This window comes from Anoxybacillus sp. CHMUD (assembly GCF_013096965.1).
Classification (GTDB): Bacteria; Bacillota; Bacilli; order Bacillales; family Anoxybacillaceae; genus Anoxybacillus; species Anoxybacillus kestanbolensis_A.
Genome location: NZ_SDLG01000004.1, coordinates 165,337 through 182,375 on the forward strand (window position 1 = coordinate 165,337; position 17,039 = coordinate 182,375).

16 protein-coding genes and 1 pseudogene are annotated in these 17,039 nt (G+C 41.4%); 4 read left to right on the top strand and 13 right to left on the bottom strand.

Going from position 1 to position 17,039, the window contains the following annotated elements; all coding sequences use genetic code 11:
* The first annotated feature begins 60 nt into the window (after positions 1 to 60).
* Positions 61 to 960: a glutamate biosynthesis transcriptional regulator GltC gene (gene gltC / locus ETB99_RS04515; protein WP_077428511.1), complete on the top strand. Its 900-nt coding sequence runs from the start codon at positions 61 to 63 to the stop codon at positions 958 to 960.
* A 34-nt stretch (positions 961 to 994) separates the two neighbouring features.
* On the opposite strand, the gene ETB99_RS04520 is transcribed toward gltC, so the two are convergent.
* Complete coding sequence (locus ETB99_RS04520) at positions 995 to 2,356, bottom strand: methyl-accepting chemotaxis protein (protein ID WP_129000353.1); 1,362 nt, start codon at positions 2,354 to 2,356, stop codon at positions 995 to 997.
* A 92-nt stretch (positions 2,357 to 2,448) separates the two neighbouring features.
* A complete protein-coding gene (locus ETB99_RS04525) occupies positions 2,449 to 2,844 on the bottom strand; it encodes a GtrA family protein (RefSeq protein WP_077428513.1) in 396 nt (131 codons plus the stop codon).
* A 115-nt stretch (positions 2,845 to 2,959) separates the two neighbouring features.
* On the opposite strand from ETB99_RS04525, the gene ETB99_RS04530 reads away from it, so the two are divergent.
* Positions 2,960 to 3,421 (top strand): GyrI-like domain-containing protein, encoded by a 462-nt coding sequence (locus ETB99_RS04530; protein ID WP_171700017.1) that lies wholly within the window; start codon positions 2,960 to 2,962, stop codon positions 3,419 to 3,421.
* A gap of 51 nt (positions 3,422 to 3,472) precedes the next feature.
* Here the strand turns inward: ETB99_RS04530 and ETB99_RS14950 are convergent.
* The 3 genes and pseudogenes from ETB99_RS14950 to ETB99_RS04545 form a co-directional block, all read right to left on the bottom strand.
* Positions 3,473 to 3,574: pseudogene (locus tag ETB99_RS14950) on the bottom strand (AEC family transporter); the annotation flags it as partial.
* On the bottom strand, positions 3,575 to 5,014 hold the full coding sequence (locus ETB99_RS04535; protein WP_129000356.1) for an aldehyde dehydrogenase family protein: 1,440 nt from the start codon (positions 5,012 to 5,014) through the stop codon (positions 3,575 to 3,577). It lies immediately after the preceding pseudogene.
* A gap of 383 nt (positions 5,015 to 5,397) precedes the next feature.
* Positions 5,398 to 6,516 (bottom strand): RNA-guided endonuclease InsQ/TnpB family protein, encoded by a 1,119-nt coding sequence (locus tag ETB99_RS04545; protein WP_171700018.1) that lies wholly within the window; start codon positions 6,514 to 6,516, stop codon positions 5,398 to 5,400.
* Positions 6,517 to 6,797: 281 nt separating this feature from the next.
* Between ETB99_RS04545 and ETB99_RS04550 the strand changes: the two genes are divergently transcribed.
* Positions 6,798 to 8,267: a phytoene desaturase family protein gene (locus ETB99_RS04550; RefSeq protein ID WP_309138133.1), complete on the top strand. Its 1,470-nt coding sequence runs from the start codon at positions 6,798 to 6,800 to the stop codon at positions 8,265 to 8,267.
* Positions 8,268 to 8,288: 21 nt separating this feature from the next.
* Here ETB99_RS04550 and ETB99_RS04555 read toward each other — a convergent pair whose 3' ends face one another.
* On the bottom strand, positions 8,289 to 8,699 hold the full coding sequence (locus ETB99_RS04555) for a protease complex subunit PrcB family protein (RefSeq protein WP_171700020.1): 411 nt from the start codon (positions 8,697 to 8,699) through the stop codon (positions 8,289 to 8,291).
* A gap of 93 nt (positions 8,700 to 8,792) precedes the next feature.
* On the bottom strand, positions 8,793 to 10,685 hold the full coding sequence (gene asnB, locus ETB99_RS04560) for an asparagine synthase (glutamine-hydrolyzing) (RefSeq protein WP_171700021.1): 1,893 nt from the start codon (positions 10,683 to 10,685) through the stop codon (positions 8,793 to 8,795).
* A 247-nt stretch (positions 10,686 to 10,932) separates the two neighbouring features.
* Here asnB and ETB99_RS04565 point away from each other — a divergent pair, with 247 nt between their 5' ends.
* Positions 10,933 to 12,519, top strand: coding sequence for a multicopper oxidase family protein (locus ETB99_RS04565; RefSeq protein ID WP_171700022.1), 1,587 nt, complete (start codon positions 10,933 to 10,935; stop codon positions 12,517 to 12,519).
* A 101-nt stretch (positions 12,520 to 12,620) separates the two neighbouring features.
* Here ETB99_RS04565 and ETB99_RS14955 read toward each other — a convergent pair whose 3' ends face one another.
* The 6 genes from ETB99_RS14955 to ETB99_RS04595 all read right to left on the bottom strand — a co-directional run bounded on the left by ETB99_RS14955 (position 12,621) and on the right by ETB99_RS04595 (position 16,915).
* Positions 12,621 to 12,854 carry a HepT-like ribonuclease domain-containing protein gene (locus ETB99_RS14955; protein WP_309138134.1) on the bottom strand — a complete coding sequence of 78 codons (234 nt, stop codon included), beginning with the start codon at positions 12,852 to 12,854 and terminating at the stop codon, positions 12,621 to 12,623.
* Between the two features lie 93 nt (positions 12,855 to 12,947).
* Complete coding sequence (locus tag ETB99_RS04575; RefSeq protein ID WP_077428933.1) at positions 12,948 to 13,223, bottom strand: nucleotidyltransferase family protein; 276 nt, start codon at positions 13,221 to 13,223, stop codon at positions 12,948 to 12,950.
* 444 nt (positions 13,224 to 13,667) lie between these two features.
* Complete coding sequence (copZ, locus tag ETB99_RS04580; RefSeq protein ID WP_171700023.1) at positions 13,668 to 13,871, bottom strand: copper chaperone CopZ; 204 nt, start codon at positions 13,869 to 13,871, stop codon at positions 13,668 to 13,670.
* Positions 13,872 to 13,892: 21 nt separating this feature from the next.
* Positions 13,893 to 16,289, bottom strand: a complete 2,397-nt coding sequence (locus tag ETB99_RS04585; protein WP_171700024.1) for a heavy metal translocating P-type ATPase — start codon at positions 16,287 to 16,289, stop codon at positions 13,893 to 13,895.
* Positions 16,290 to 16,304: 15 nt separating this feature from the next.
* Positions 16,305 to 16,616: a metal-sensing transcriptional repressor gene (locus ETB99_RS04590; protein WP_077428523.1), complete on the bottom strand. Its 312-nt coding sequence runs from the start codon at positions 16,614 to 16,616 to the stop codon at positions 16,305 to 16,307.
* Positions 16,617 to 16,714: 98 nt separating this feature from the next.
* Positions 16,715 to 16,915, bottom strand: coding sequence for an SHOCT domain-containing protein (locus tag ETB99_RS04595; protein WP_171700025.1), 201 nt, complete (start codon positions 16,913 to 16,915; stop codon positions 16,715 to 16,717).
* Positions 16,916 to 17,039 lie beyond the last annotated feature (124 nt).

Genomic DNA, 17,039 nt, shown 5'->3' on the forward strand with positions numbered 1-17,039 from the left:
CAATATATAATTTAGATAATATTCATCTCATTTCGAGAACGATAGAAAGAGGTGGAAAAAATGGAATTAAGACAATTAGTTTATTTCACAGAAGTTGCCAAACGGGAACATGTGTCAGAAGCTGCTGAAGCGTTGCATGTCGCTCAATCTGCTGTTAGTCGTCAAATTGCAAATTTAGAGGATGAACTCGGGGTCAAGCTATTCGAACGTGAAGGAAGAAACGTAAAATTAACACCGATCGGCCGCCACTTTTTACAACATATTGAATCGGCATTAAAAGCGATTGACTATGCGAAGCAACAAATTGAAGAATATTTAGATCCAGAGCGCGGAACAATTAAAATTGGTTTTCCAACAAGTCTCGCAAGCTATACGATGCCAATGGTCATTTCCACATTTAAACAAAAACATCCGCACATTTCTTTCCATTTGCGTCAAGGGTCATATAAGTTTTTGATTGATGCAGTGAAAAGGCGAGAAATTGATGTGGCTTTCTTAGGTCCCGTGCCAACTGAAGAAAAGGGCATTCAAGGGGATATTTTATTTACCGAGTCGTTCGCCGCACTCATTCCGACAGATCACCCACTTAGTCAAAACCGAAGCATCACTTTAAGTGAATTACGACATGAGCCATTTGTCATGTTTCCAGAAGGATTTATTTTACGAAAAATAGTAGAAGATGCTTGTAAGCAAGCCGGCTTTTCTCCGATCATTTCATCAGAAGGAGAAGATTTAGATGCAATTAAAGGACTCGTCTCAGCAGGAATTGGAGTGACTTTGCTCCCTGAAAGTACATTTTACGGAACGACACTTCGTTATACAGCGAAAGTCCCGATCGAATTTCCGCTCGTTCGTCGCAACGTCGGAATCATTTTACCAAAATGTGATCTTGCACCTTCTGTCAACGTATTTTATCAGTTCGTAAAACAATTTTTTGCTACGTTAAATCAATACCAGTAAGCCAGCTGATAAGCGCAACTGGCTTACTGTGTGACTACATAGACAAATCGATGCCGACAACTCCAACTACTTGACCTTTTTGGACAATTGGCGCTGAAATGGTCAAACATGGACGCTTTGTCAGCGCTGATGTATATATAGAGGAAACGTACACATTACCTTTAGCGGCCTCAACGAACCACGGTCTCGCTTTCGCATTGACAAGACCGGCTGGAGGATTTGAGTAAATGAACGTCCCATCAATGCGATTTGACCAAACAGCTTCCACATTGTCATTCGTCCGCAAAAACTCATTTAAACATTTCTCATGTTCTCTCACATCTAAACAGTCGAGTGGATAAGCATGTAAAAATGATGTGAGTTTTCCTTTCATCCGTTCAATCACATGTAAATCCACAGAAAACATTTGCTCTTGTTCATCTTTTTTTATAATTGTTTGTAACTCGTTTGATGTTTTTTCAATCGCTTCGTTAACCCGTAACATTTGCTCGACATTTCCATGCTGTATTTCCATATGTTTCGCAACCTCATGCGCGTGGTCTTTATTTTCTAACGCGAGTGAAGAAATATATGCAAGCAAAGCGGAAATTTCTTGCATGCTTCCCGTTTGTTCTTCGACTGATTGCGATGAATCATACGCCATAGCCGTCATATGATGAAGCCTTTCTTTAAAATCAGTCAGAAGAGAAAGGACGTTATTCATTTCGCTTGATCCGTTTTCAATTTGTTCTGTCTCTGTTTTCACCATGTGCATTGTCGATGCAATCTCTGATTGAATCGACGACAAAATGTCACGAGTTTGTTCCACAGCAACCGATGTTTGATTAGCTAATTTTCCAACTTCATTGGCGACAACAGAAAATCCCTTCCCATGTTCACCCGCACGCGCTGATTCAATATTTGCATTTAATGCTAAAATACTCGTCCGTTGCGAAATAGAGGCGATCGTTGAAAGAATGTGATGAATTTCCTGTGAACGCTCTACTAACATTTCCATTTGACGAAGTAATGCATAATGCCCTGCCCGCAGATCGTTCATTTCACGTTGAAGATTTTCTAATGAACGTAATGACCGAATAAGTTCATTGCAAGATGCTTCGCTGTCTGCATGAATACGCTGGGAAACATCTGAAATTTTCAACGCCGACTGTTCAATCATCTTCGTCTTTTCTTCTACTTGCATCGTATAAATTACTGTTTTTTCTAAACGATCGATCAGCTGTACAGTGCTTTGTTGTGTAGCACTCGATGTTCGATCAAGTGAATCGGCAGCTAATTTCATTTGCTCTACAACTGCTTTTAGTTGGTCAGCCGCCACTTCAATTTGACTTAGTATCCCACTCGACTTCTCTCCACTAGATTCTTGTACATTCAACCTCTTCTTTAACAAAAACATACACACGCCCCCTTATGTTATATTTAATAACATTAATATAACATAAAAAGTGAATAAAACAAACATTTTTTCTTAATATTTAAAAATATATGTCACTTTTCTTTACAACACATTTTTTCAGAAAACACCCACATACGACTTCCGATCCAGTTGATCGCCATTCCGCTTATCGTCGCTATCATTTTGTTTAAAACAATCGGAAACATTTCTCTGAAACCGTGTAGCATCATGATCGTCACGATGAGAGAACAAAGGTTTACGGCAAGAAAACGAACGAATTGTTTTTTCCCCCCTCCTACTGATCGAAACGTCCACGCCCGATTCCATATGTAGCTATTGATCACACCTGCACTATAGCCAAACATTTGTGCCCACATATATGGCACATGAAGTGCTATGAGGGAGAAAAATAACAAAAAATCCACAAATGTATTACTCACTCCAACAACAATAAAACGAAACAACGTAACGATGTTATTCAATGTCATGCAACACCTTCTTAAAAAATTTACAAATTCATATTGGATTTTTATGTTAATATAAAAAGGTGAGGAATTTCAACTCATACAAAAATATCCATATCAATAAAAGGAGCTATCAAACATGGAGCACAAAATTGAGACGATTCCATTTGAATTAACCATTGTAGGAAAAGGGTACCGCGTGAAAACAGACGAAGCATTCCAAATGATTCCTTCGCTTTGGGCTCATGCCGAACAAGATGGATTTATGCAAAAACTGATCGATCTCTCATGGGAGCATCCAAAATGCACACTTGAAGGGCTGTTGGGTGTTTGTGGGGAAGAAGCTAAAATAACAGACGAACAGTTTACTTATTTTATGGGAATACGTTATGATGGGGAAGTTCCGAGCGATATGCAATATATGACGATCAAACATGACACGTGGGTGGTGATTTCAAACGTAACTGAGGCGTGGAATCAATTATATGAATGGCTTCCTTTTCCTCAATATGAACTTGCTGATGCTCCGTGTATTGAATGTTATTATGCACCGGATCATCTTCCTGAAAATGAATTATGGGTTCCTGTTATACGTAAATAACCGAACAAACATAGCCAAAGGAGCGGGAGCAGAGCACTCCTTTGGCATGCAAGTTAAAAAGTTTTGAAAAATCGTTACGACTATTTGGATCGACAAACCTAGCGGCTCTTGGCGAAAAATAAGTTGACTGACTGGGATACCAAAATTACCAGATTACCGATTCCGATTAAAGATAATCAGCTTTAATTCTGTCATTTCTTCGATTGCATATCGAATACCTTCGCGCCCAAATCCGCTTTCTTTTACCCCACCATACGGCATATGATCGACACGAAACGTTGGAATATCGTTAATAATCACCCCTCCGACATGCAGTTTCTCCGCTGCTTCCCAAGCAGTATGAACGTTGTCTGTATAGATGCCGGCTTGTAACCCGTAGCGTGAATCGTTGACAAGATCAATCGCTTCGTCGACGGAAGACACTTGATTAATCAAAACAATTGGCGCAAATACTTCTTGGCACGATACTTTCATCGTTGGCGCCGCATCTAAAATGACCGTTGGCAACAAAATATTTCCTTGTCTCTCCCCACCAATGGCAACAACAGCACCACCTCGTTTCGCTTCTTCAATCCACTCTAGCGAACGCTCGACATCTTTTTCAGAAATAAGAGCCGAAATGTCTGTCTTCGGATCAAGCGGGTCACCAACTTTCAACTGCTTCACCGCTGCCACAAACTTTTCGACGAATTCTTTATACCGTTTTTCATGCACGTAAATACGTTGCAACGAAATGCACACTTGCCCTTGGAACGAGAAAGCACCGACAACGCACCGCGGAATGATTCGTTCGATATCGACTTGTTCATCGATAATAACCGCTGAGTTTGACCCTAACTCTAGCGTGACGCGTTTTAAGCCAGCTTTGTTACGAATAGCAATCCCTACTTCTGGACTTCCTGTAAATGTGATCATGCGAACACGTGAATCTGTCACAATTTGATCGCCAACTGTTTTTCCGCTTCCGGTCACGACATTAAGCGCTCCGTTTGGCAGTCCTGCCTGCTCAAATAATTCGGCAATAAAGTAGGCAGAAAGCGGCGTTTGGCTCGCAGGTTTCAATACAACGGTGTTTCCTGCTGCAATCGCAGGACCTAGTTTATGTGCTACTAAATTCATCGGAAAATTAAACGGCGTAATCGCCCCAATCACCCCAATCGGTTCTCTGACCGTAAAAGCGACACGATGTTCCCCGCCCGGCGCAGCATCGAGCGGAATCGTCTCCCCATGAATTCGCTTCGCCTCTTCCGCCGCAAATTTATACGTTTGAATTGTCCGAGCTACTTCCGCTTTAGCGGTCGTGATCGGTTTTGCAGCTTCTTTCGCAATGATCGTAGCCGCTTCGTTTGCGCGTTGTTGCAATAAAGCTACCACTTTCTCTAAAATCGCCGCCCGCTCGTGTGCCGGCATTTTCGCCATCACTTGCCGCGCTTCATACGCAGCCGCAATCGCCTGCTTGACATCACGTTCTGTCGCAAGCGGAATCTCCGCTAACACTTCACTAGAATACGGGGATAAAAGCTTAGTGTACATCTTTGCTTCGACCCATTCGCCGTTAATATAAAACTTCTTTCTTTCGATTGCTGTTCTCATCCCATTTTCCTCCATTCCTTTTGATGACATACGTCCGACATCGATGATAGTTATTTCTATTCTTTTTTCTTGTTTTATAATCCTTCACAAAATTGATTGACTAATGACGAAAAAGATAAAAGCCCACTTCATCAAGCAGGCTTTTATACTCACTCATTCATCCGAAACAACGCAATCGCACGTTGACGTTGCAGTTGATGATCGACAGTTGGCGCAGGGTAATCGGTTTTGATATTGCTTTTCCATGGCTCGTCAACTACCCCCACTTAGCTAACGCTTGAAGTGGGGGCTTGCAACTCCCCAGAAGTGCGAGCGGACTTGGTCCTCCTTCCTTGACTTGGGGTTGCATCAGGGGCAGGTTGACAACTGCCCAACGACGCAGGTCATGCCTGTGTCGTTCCTTCAACGATGTACTCTATTCCTTTTCGTTGAAGGTTCATGGCACCAATGCGGTCATCGTTTGAGGTGTATCCGCATGTTCGGCAACAAAAGGTGTGTGTACGCTTGTTTCGATTGGCTTTTTCCGTATGACCACACTTTGGACATGTCAAAGAGGTGTAATGCGGAGCAACCACCATCACTTTTGCCCCATGCAAACGTGCCTTATACTCTAACATGTGACGGAACTGATAAAAAGCCCACGATACGGTTTCATATCGGTCATGGATACGTACACGTTCTGTTTTTTCACGAATGCCTGTTAAATCTTCTAATACAAAAAGGGTACGTTCTCCATATTGACGAACGAGTGCCTTCGTGACAGCATGGTTCACATCCGTCATCCAACGGTTTTCTCGTTGTCCGATTGTTTTCAACTTCCGACGCGCAGAAGCCGTCCCTTTTTGCTGGAGGGTTTTTCGCATTCGTTTGTACTTCGCACGCATATGCTTGATTTTTCGTCCGTTAAAAAAGGTGGTTTTCCCTTGCGAATCATAAGCTGTTGCAAGAAAGTTAACCCCTACATCGACACCGACCACTTGGCGAATGTTGTGTTCATCTACGGTTGGAATCGTTTTGGTCATAGGGATGTGCAAAAAGAATTGGTTATGCTTATAGACGAGTTTGGCTGTACCAAACGTCCATGAGCCATCAAAATATTGTTCCATGCCTTTTGGTTCGAACGGCACTTTAATCCGTCCTTCTAGTGTATTGACAGAAAATAATCCTTGAACAAGCGAATAATCTCGATTCCAAACGAGATCATATTCAGGTTTTTTAAAGCGAACCAATGTCCATTCATGACCATTGCTTTTTAGGGAACGGTATCTAGCGATCACCGTCTTGATCACAGATTGCGCCATTTGCGAACGCAACGCGTAGTTTGCTCGAAGTGGACGATAGGTCATGTCGTGCAACTTGGCTTGTGCAAGCACTTTTGTGTCAAAAATCACAACAGATACAGCGTTGCATGCTTGTCGATAAGCGGAAAGGGTGGCTTTCAATACTTCTGCTTGTTCCGCCGTTGGGTAAATTTTTATTTTGGCTGTTAACGTCATGTCCATTTGTCTCACCTCTCTTTCACTAAATATATTATATCATATTTTTTAGTGACACAAAAACACAAAAAAAGCGATTCCTCTCCCACTTACTCCCTTTGGTCGTTGAAGTGGGAGTCTCCTCACCAAAGATGATGAACGAGCGCTGTATGATCGTGCAGACGAAAAATCTCGGCGAAACCAAACAACTGCTGTATGCATATATCCCATCCTTTCATCTTTTACACGTTCTTATTGTACAACATTTGTTTAATAATTGTATAATAAAATAAAAATAAAAAAAGAAGGTGACTATATTGTACGATGTCATTATCATTGGAACAGGATTTGGAGGAATAACAGCAAGTGCGCTTCTTGCGAAAAAAGGATATCGCACCTTGACATTTGAAGCTGCAAACGAACTCGGCGGATGTGCAGGAAAATTTGAACGACAGTCGTTTCGTTTTCAAGCAGGAGCAACGCTTGGGATGGGCTTTGAAGAAAACGGTGTATTTTCAAAGTTGTTTCATGAACTCGACATATCTCCTCTTCCTGTTCATTTATTAGATACAATTATGGACGTACATTTTCCCGATCGGACGATTCGTTATTACCAACAAAAAGAACGTTGGTTTGAAGAAATTGCACAACAATTCCCAAAAGATAGCGCAGCCATCGTCCACTTTTTTGAAGAAATGTTTTCTCTGGCGGACGCACTACTTTCTTTTGTATACGAACGACCGATGATCCCACCAAAAACAATGAAACATATATTCGAAGCGCTACAAAAAGCTGATCGAAAATTATTGCGCGCCACACCATTTTTATTTCAATCGATTGCGAAACGCCTCGAACATTATGGCATTCGTGACGAGACATTCATTGCCTTTTTAAACGGCCAACTCGTTGATAGTGTACAAACAACGGTTGAACGTTGTCCCGCTTTGCTTGGTGCCGTTGCCTTAAGCATCTTTCATCGTGGAGCGTTTTACGTGGAGGGAGGGCTTGCTACTGTTGTTGATGCACTTGCAGAACGTTACAAGCAACTTGGCGGAGAGCTACGGATGCGTGAAAAAGTCATTTCTATTCGCAAAGAGCGCCATTGGCTCGTGACGACAAACCGAAAACAAACATATGAAGCGAAACATGTTGTATTTAACGGCTCTGTCCATAGTATTTTTGCCATTTTAGATGATTCTATTAAATGTACATTTTCGATTCGTGAAGAAAAAGAAAAAAAGCGCCCGGCTTGGGGAGCGTTTACAATTTACATGGGAGTAGACGACAGCTTTCAGACAGATAGCTTATACCACCAATTTATCGTCGATCGAACAAAACCGATGAGTGAAGGAAATCAATTTCTATTGTCCGCTTCCGCACCGTTCGATCAACAAATGGCACCTGTTGGGAAACGTTCTATAACTATTTCTACCCATACAGAACCACTTCATTGGTGGAATCGTCATGCGTATGATGAACAGAAAAAGATGCTTACAGAACAAATATTGCAACGTGTCAGCAAAACATTCCCTTTGACAAATGTGCATATCCAACTGATTGGTACCCCTGTGACATTTGCTCGCTTTACACACCGGGCGTTCGGAAAGGTAGGAGGATATATTCCAAACGGTGTCTTCAGTTTATTGTCTACGTATGCACCGCAAACGAATGTCGAAGGACTTTGGCTTTGCGGCGATACTGTATTTCCAGGTGCAGGCTCGCTCGGTTGCGCATTATCAGGATGGATTGTAGCGGATGCGATTACCGCAGACAAATAGCTCTATGCACGAAACATAGAGCTATTTTTTCTTTATTTCAATCGGAATCGCTGTTTTTATTTTGATAGCGACTTTCGGATACGTTAACGCTTGTGTGACGATTGCATCTGGTGCTGGCTTTTGTTCTTTATAATAGACAATTGCTTTGCCTTTTTTATATCGGACCTCAATCACTTCAACCCCATATCCACCTGTTTTTCTTTCCCCGAGATGAATAATCGCATACGTGACATCATCTTGTTTAACGGTGTACGTTTGAAATTGTTTATGCTGTTTTTCATACAATGCTTTCATATGCTGTGGAAGCTGTTCAACTGTAATCACTTCGTATGCGATGTGATCTCCTTCTTTATACGCCTCTTGTTTTTCTGCTTTCGATACATGACAAGCAGAAAGAAAAAAACTCATAACCATAATCATCCATTTTTTCATTTTCGTATTCCCCTTTTTTATATTATTGTATGCATAAAACGCAATAAAAAAGGAGCTCCTAGATAAAAAGAAGCTCCGAACATAACTAACCATTTACACGAACAGTTTTATTTTTTCTTCTTCATTCATAAAGTGATATTTTTTCTCGACATACACTTGATGCCAAACCATGAAAGTGAGTACTGTCCATACTTTCCGACTATGATCCGCTTTGTTTTGACAATGTTCCTCTAGCAGACGATACAATACATCTTTATGAAATAGATGATCTGTTTCACTTTCTTTTATCGTACGTTTCGCCCAGTCATATATTTCATCTTTTAACCAATGCCGAATAGGAACAGGAAAGCCTAGCTTTTTGCGATGTAAAACATGATCCGGAACAATTCCTTCTGCTGCTTTTCGCAAAATATACTTGGTTGTTTTATTTTTGACTTTCATTTCTGGGGCGATTTTCGTGGCTACTTCGAATACTTTTTTATCAAGAAAAGGGACGCGCAGTTCTAAAGAATGAGCCATTGTCATTTTATCTGCCTTCAACAAAATATCGCCTCGCAACCATGTATGAATATCAATATGTTGCATTCGGTTGATCGGAGGATATCCTTCTGTTTCGTGATAAAACGGTGCGGTAATGTTGGTGTATGATACATTTGGATCATATACTTTCAACAATTCTCTCTTTTCCCGCTCACTATACATCTTTGCATTGCCAATGTAACGTTGTTCGATTGGAGTGATCCCACGTTCAATAAAACTTTTCCCCTTTACCCCGTCTGGCAATACTTTTGCGATCATCGCTAAAATAGATCGTATGAAACTCGGTATTTTCTCGAATATTTGTAAAGATTTTGGTTCGTGATAAATGTTATATCCCCCGAACAACTCATCCGCCCCTTCACCAGAAAGAACAACGGTTACATGTTTTCTAGCCTCTCTTGCTACGAAATAAAGAGGGACGGCTGCAGGATCTGCTAATGGATCGTCCATGTGCCATATAATTTTCGGCAATTCCTCCACATATTCGTCTGGAGAAATGATGTAACTGATGTTTTCAACTCCTAACTTTTCTGCCGTTTCTTTTGCTACATCAATTTCATTAAATCCTTCTCTCGCAAATCCAACTGAAAATGTTTTGATATGCGGATGAAATTGTTTTGCAATAGCTACAATAAGCGAAGAATCAATTCCTCCTGACAAAAATGAGCCGACCGGAACATCGCTACGCATATGAATACTTACCGAATCAAACAACGCTTGTCGAATTTCTTTGACGAGTTCACTTTCCGATTGATTAATTGGATGAAATGTAGCCTTCCAATAGCGCTGGATATTTAATTTTTCTCCTATTTTTTTCTTCATATAATGTCCAGGTTCTAGCTTACGAATGTGAGCAGACATTGTCAATGGCTCTGGAACATATTGAAAGGTTAAATAATGTTGCAAAGCTTCATGATTTAGTTCGTCGTGTTCAAGAGCATATAAAATGCTCTTCTTTTCAGAAGCGACAAATAGATGATCGTCTTTTTCTACATAAAAAAACGGTTTAATCCCGAACGGGTCACGTGCTGCGAAAATTTCTTTCTCTTGTTTATCCCAAATCACAAATGCAAACATGCCACGAAGTTTATTTACCACGTTTTCTTTTTCAATACTATATAAAGCAACGATCACTTCTGTATCAGAATGGGTAGAAAACGAACACCCTTTCTTGATTAATTCGTCACGCAACTCGACGTAGTTGTAAATTTCCCCGTTAAATATAATCCAATATCTCTCATTTTCATAACATAGTGGCTGATGTCCACTTTCAAGGTCAATAATACTTAAACGTCGAAATCCAAAACTTACATGCTCATCAAAAAAATAGCCATAATCATCCGGACCACGATGAGTGATCAGATCGTTCATATTTTGGAACGTTTCTTTCCAGTTACTATTTATCTCTTTCGGAACATCAGAGATATAGCCAACAAAACCACACATCCTACAGTTTCCTCCATCTAGTCGTCATTTTGCACATGAGAATGATTAAACTTGCTGTTTCGTTTTTGCTATTTTATTTAAACAATAAAATGTGGAGAAATGATGAACAAAAACTCTCATTCACATAAAAGACTATACCATAAATTTTGACCACTGTCTTTATAAGCTTTTCTCCATACATTTTGCACATTTCTTTTTTATGATGATGTTACTATGACTTACATCACAAGTTTATGGAGGGAAAGCGATGAAGAAATTATGGTTAGGAACCGTATTGGTGGGAGTCATTGCGCTGAGTGCAGCTTGCTCAAATAATTCTTCGATGCAAGGACACGACATGTCCAACATGAATACAAAAAAAGAAAATACTTCTAATGAATCCAGTAAGCAGCAATTACCTTTGGCAACCAATACAGAAGTATTATCTGGGAAAGAGATTAATCTTACTGCTAAGGAAGCATTATTACAAATAAATGATCAAGTCAAACTTCCGGTCTACACGTATAATGGATCGGTACCCGGTGCGCAAATTCGCGTAAAACAAGGGGATAATGTGAAAATTGTTTTAAAAAATGAATTGCCAGAACCGATCACGATTCACTGGCACGGCTACCCTGTTCCAAATAACCAAGATGGAGTACCGGGTGTCACGATGGACGCCATTAAACCGGGTGAAACGTTTACGTATGAATTTACAGCAACCGTGCCGGGAACGTATTTTTATCATTCCCATCAAAAAAGCGCCGAGCAAGTGGACAAGGGATTATACGGTACATTAATCGTAGAACCGAAAAATGAAGAAAAAGTAGATCGAGATTATACACTTGTGTTAGATGAATGGATGAGCGACCCGGACGCCGAAAGCAATATGAACATGAATATGAGTGGCATGGATCATAGTAATATGGGACATGGAAATAGTTCCGATGGCCAACAAATGGATATGAACAGCATGGGACATAACATGAATATGTACGATATTTTCACGATTAACGGAAAAAGCGGGACTGCTGTCCAACCATTAAAAGTGAAAAAAGGCGAAAAAGTGCGACTTCGTCTTGTCAATGCAGGATATATGTCCCACAAGCTTCATTTGCATGGACATGAGTTTAAAATTGTCGCAACAGACGGCCAACCGTTAAAGAACCCGCAACCAATCAAAGATGAACTGTTGAATATCGCTCCCGGTGAGCGCTACGACATTGAGTTTATCGCCAATAACCCGGGTGAATGGTTACTAGAATGTCACGGGAATATGAAAGGTACCGATGGCATGAAAGTGAAAATTCAATACGAAGACCAGACAAACAATACGGATAAAGAAAATGCAAAAGAAAACCTCCCTGTTGTGGATATGACAACATACGGAAAATATGAAGTAGGTCAATTTACACTAGACCAAAAATATGATGTAGAGTACACAATGGATTTAGGAACAGCCATGGGCAAAGATGGCATGGTCTACACGATTAATGGGAAAACGTATCCTGACACAGCGCCGATCAATGTGAAGACAGGAGATTTAGTAAAAGTAAAAATAGTGAACAATTCACCTATGGATGTACATCCGATGCATTTACACGGACATTTCTTCCAAGTATTAAGCAAAAACGGCAAGCCAGTCACAGGCTCTCCATTGATTAAGGATTCGTTAAATGTAAACCCTGGTGAAGAATATGTCGTCGCGTTTAAAGCGGATAATCCGGGAAATTGGATGTTCCATTGCCATGACTTGCATCATGCTTCAGCGGGAATGGTCACAGAAGTAAAATATACCGATTACAAATCGGACTATACCCCAGATCCGAATGACACAACGAATAAAGGGGAATAAAAAAGCTGAAGGTGCTGATCAAAAACGCGAATGCGTCTTGGGATCAGCACCTTTTGAATAACAAGCTATTCCCAAACAGCGCATATGGTTTGAATTGAAATCTAACTTTCATTTAGCAATCGTTCAACGTGCTGTTTTAATACAGGAATCTTATTTCGAACAACATCCCAAACAATTCGGTAATTAATGGAGAAATAACCGTGGATCATCATATCCCTCATGCCAGCCATCTTTCTCCACTCGATATGTGGGGATGCCTGTCTAATTTCGTCTGGAATGTTTTTTGCTGCTTCTCCGATTACTAATATGTTTTTAATGACCGCATCGCATCTGATATTAAATCATTATCTAGAAAGTCATCATAAGAAAGCCCTTGGGTGTACTTCTCAATTTTTTCTGCAGCGACCAAAATATCTTGCAAAAAGACGCTAGGATCCCTCTGCATACTTAGCACCTCTTAAAATAATTGGCTTTAATGCCGGCTTAATATCATCTACAATCACTAAATCCACTGTTTTTTGAAAATGATCTTCCAAACTCAGTTTCAACCCCATATAATGATCAAACGTCATTGCATCATCCATAAATTCTACTAACACATCAATGTCACTCGATTCCCTTTGTTCTCCCCGACTGTACGAGCCAAATAACCCGATTCGCTTCACACCATACTTTTTCTTCCATAAATCTAAACATTTCGACATTTCATTAAGGATGTCTTGCTGCGATAGCAAATAAATCCCCCCTTTTTTCCGCGCCTGTTATTTTCATTATAACATCCCGCTTTCCCGATATGCTTCAAGAAGAAAAAACTTTCCCCAGCCGAGAACTCGCTTAGGCGGTAAAAAGTGCCCCGTCATCACTTCGGGACACCTTCCGTATGTTATTGTTTTTGCTAACATAAAATTGAGCCACTTCGCTCGTAAAAACGTGAGCCACTCCATTTCCATCGAAAACACCGTCTTGATATGGAGTGAGAGGCATGATAGGCTTGTTGCCTATCGAAACACCTTGATGTGTCGCCTTTCGAGTGAAATCATGCCTCTAGAGGCTCCATGTCAAGACGCCACAGATTTACCATTTATCAATTTTTAAGTGGCTCACAAGGATGTAATCGGAGTGGCTCAAAATTCAATTAGCAAATACAGTTATTTCACATCATATCCTTGCTCTTCAATCGCTTCTTTCAGTTTTTCTACGCTGACCTTTGTTTCATCATACTCGACATCGACCGTACCCCCTTGCAAATGCACCCCTACACGGCTGACGCCATCTAACGTTTGAAGTGCATTTGTCACCGCCGCTTTGCAATGTCCGCATGTCATTCCTTGTACTTGTAATGTAATCGTCATCATCCATTCCTCCTTAAATGTTTATATTTTCACGCGTTTCAAACGAAGCGCGTTTGTCACAACGGATACAGAGCTAAATGCCATCGCTGCCCCAGCGATCCATGGTTGTAATAACCCAGCTGCAGCGACTGGAATGCCAACGCTATTATAAAATAATGCCCAAAATAAGTTTTGTCGAATGTTGCGCATCGTTTGTCGGCTCAGTTCAATCGCTTGTGGAATATGCATCAAGTCACCACCAACGAGCGTTACATCTGCCGTTTCAATTGCGACATCTGCACCTGTGCCAATCGCCATCCCAATATCCGCTTTCGCAAGAGCTGGTGCGTCATTAATTCCATCACCGACCATCGCCACTCGTTTCCCTTGCTTTTGCAACTGTTCAACGATCGCTGCTTTCTGTTCTGGAAGCACTTCCGCATACACATATTCAATACCTACTTGCTTGGCGATAGCTTCAGCTGTTCGTTTATTGTCACCTGTCACCATATATACATCGATGCCCATTTGTTTTAATGTCGCAATCGCTTGCTTTGATGTCTCCTTGATCGTATCGGCAACAGCGATCATTCCAGCAAGCTGTCCATCGATCGCAATGAGCATGACCGTCTTTCCTTCGCTTTCAAGCTTTATCATTCGCTCCTCATGTTCGGCAATATTGACTGCACGTTCGTTCATTAACTTGCGCGTGCCGATGAGCACGTGTTTCCCGTTCACCACTGCTTCAATTCCATGCCCAACAAGCGCAGAGAAATGTGTCAACGGTTGCGCGATAATTCCGTTTTCTTTTCCGTAAGCCACAATCGCTTGTGCCAATGGATGTTCTGAAGCGCTCTCGGCCGAAACAGCATAATCGATCATGTTTTCTTGGAATGACAATACATCTGTCACTTCCGGTTTTCCTTTTGTCACTGTTCCTGTTTTATCCAGTAATACGGCATTGATTTTATGCGTTCCCTCTAGGTACTCACCTCCTTTAAAGAGAATCCCTTGTTCTGCCCCTTTACCTGTACCGACCATAATCGATGTCGGCGTTGCAAGACCGAGCGCACAAGGACACGCAATGACGAGAACGGCGATAGCCACCTCAAGCGCTTTTACCAAATCCCCCGGCGCAACAAAGAAGTACCATATAATGAATGCAACGACAGCAATGCCGACAACGATTGGGACGAAAATGCCAGAGATCGTGTCCGCCATCCGCTGAATCGGTGCTTTCGATCCTTGCGCCTCCTCAACGATTTTTATGATATTGGCGAGCGCGGTATCTTTCCCTACTTTTTCTGCGCGAATGGTCAGTACCCCATTTGTATTAATGGTTGCCCCGATCACATAGTCGCCTTCCTTCTTATCAACTGGAATCGATTCACCAGTAATCATCGATTCATCTACGGAAGATGCCCCGGCGATGACCGTACCGTCTACCGGGATTTTTTCTCCTGGCTTGACAAGAATCGTATCGCCGATCACCACTTCCTCGAGCGGAACCTTTCTTTCCTCCCCGTTACGGATGACAGTCGCTTCCTTTGCCTGAAGGCTCAACAGCTTAGAGATAGCTTCTGTTGTTCTCCCTTTCGCAAGATCCTCAAAGTATTTGCCGACAAGCACAAGCGTAATCAAGACGGCGCTCGTTTCAAAATATAATCTTGGCATATATTCAGGATTCCCAAGCGTCCGAAAAGCTTCATACAAGCTGTAAAAGTATGCGGCTGATGTTCCAAGCGCCACGAGGACGTCCATGTTTGCGCTCTTATTTCGTAACGCCCGGTACGCCCCGACATAGAAGGGACCGCCGATGTAGAACTGAACGGGTGTAGCTAAAAGAAGCTGGAACCACGGATTCATCAGCAGATGCGGCATCGGTAAGCCTATATCAAACGGCATATGAGCAATCATCGTATAAAGCAAAGGCAGTGATAAGATAATAGAAATGGCAAGCTGCCGTTGTTTTTGTTTAAGCCGCTCTTCTTTCCGGCCAGCATCGTCTTGTTCTTCGTTTCGAATCTGCCCCTTGTACCCAAGCTTTTTGATTTTTTCTAAAATGTCTTCGACAGATGTAACGCCTTCCTTGTATTCGACAACAGCACTGTTTGTCGCCAAGTTTACAGCAGCGCTTGTCACACCTTCCATCCGATTTAACCCTTTTTCAATCCGTGTCGCACATGCCGCGCATGTCATCCCTTCAATATCGAGCGTCACTTTTTCTGTCGCAACGCCATACCCCAGATTCTCAATTTTCGTTTCGATATCGGCGATTGTTTGTTTCGATGGATCGTATTGAATCGTCGCTTTTTCCATCGCCAAATTGACATTGGCTTCTACTCCATCCATCTTATTTAGTACTTTCTCAATCCGATTGGCACACGCGGCACATGTCATGCCAGTCACCTTCAGTGTCACGGTTCTTTGTTCATCCATCCACCTTTCCCTCCCTTACTTTGAAAATTGCTTAATGACATCCATTAATTCACGAATGGATTCTTCTCCGCTTCCTTCACGGATCGCCTTGGAAACGCAATGGCTGACATGGCGTTCTAACAAATTCAATCCGACTTTATTTAACGCGGCCGTAATCGCAGAAATTTGCACTAAAATATCGATGCAATACCGATTGTCTTCGACCATTTTTTGCACCCCGCGCACTTGTCCTTCAATACGCTTCAAGCGCTTCATAATGCTTTCGATTTCCTGTTCCGTTCGTGGAACCATTTTTTTATCCATATTATGATCTTCACAATGGTTCATGAAATATCACCTCTCTGATTACATTATACCGGTAATGGGTATACAACACAACAAAAGAGATTGTTGACACATCGTTATCGTCAACAATTTTTCATCATTTATTCACATTTTTTCGACAGCCGTTCAAATTCATCTAAAGAGATCTCTCCTTTGGCTAATCGTACTTTCAATATTTCTATCGGAGAGAGTTCTTCTTTACGACCATTGATAAAACGATATAAGAGATAAAAACCAACGGCGATTAATACAACCCAAAATAACATGATCCCAACCATCATGAAAGAACCGCCAAACATCATTGAGTTTCCCTCCTTTTCCTAACTTTAAAACCAATAAGTGATCGTATCTAATATACCAAGTAAAACCATCACGATTCCGGCTGTTTTCTGAACAATCCCCCCTACTTGTCTTCCTTTTTTCATT

Coding starts and splice junctions, on each gene's coding strand:
- gltC (WP_077428511.1), top strand. CDS start 61: ATGGAATTAAGACAATTAGTTTATTTCACAGAAGTTGCCAAACGGGAA.
- ETB99_RS04520 (WP_129000353.1), bottom strand. CDS start 2,356: ATGTTTTTGTTAAAGAAGAGGTTGAATGTACAAGAATCTAGTGGAGAG.
- ETB99_RS04525 (WP_077428513.1), bottom strand. CDS start 2,844: ATGACATTGAATAACATCGTTACGTTGTTTCGTTTTATTGTTGTTGGA.
- ETB99_RS04530 (WP_171700017.1), top strand. CDS start 2,960: ATGGAGCACAAAATTGAGACGATTCCATTTGAATTAACCATTGTAGGA.
- ETB99_RS04535 (WP_129000356.1), bottom strand. CDS start 5,014: ATGAGAACAGCAATCGAAAGAAAGAAGTTTTATATTAACGGCGAATGG.
- ETB99_RS04545 (WP_171700018.1), bottom strand. CDS start 6,516: ATGGACATGACGTTAACAGCCAAAATAAAAATTTACCCAACGGCGGAA.
- ETB99_RS04555 (WP_171700020.1), bottom strand. CDS start 8,699: ATGAAAAAATGGATGATTATGGTTATGAGTTTTTTTCTTTCTGCTTGT.
- asnB (WP_171700021.1), bottom strand. CDS start 10,685: ATGTGTGGTTTTGTTGGCTATATCTCTGATGTTCCGAAAGAGATAAAT.
- ETB99_RS04565 (WP_171700022.1), top strand. CDS start 10,933: ATGAAGAAATTATGGTTAGGAACCGTATTGGTGGGAGTCATTGCGCTG.
- ETB99_RS04575 (WP_077428933.1), bottom strand. CDS start 13,223: ATGTCGAAATGTTTAGATTTATGGAAGAAAAAGTATGGTGTGAAGCGA.
- copZ (WP_171700023.1), bottom strand. CDS start 13,871: ATGACGATTACATTACAAGTACAAGGAATGACATGCGGACATTGCAAA.
- ETB99_RS04585 (WP_171700024.1), bottom strand. CDS start 16,289: ATGGATGAACAAAGAACCGTGACACTGAAGGTGACTGGCATGACATGT.
- ETB99_RS04590 (WP_077428523.1), bottom strand. CDS start 16,616: ATGAACCATTGTGAAGATCATAATATGGATAAAAAAATGGTTCCACGA.
- ETB99_RS04595 (WP_171700025.1), bottom strand. CDS start 16,915: ATGATGTTTGGCGGTTCTTTCATGATGGTTGGGATCATGTTATTTTGG.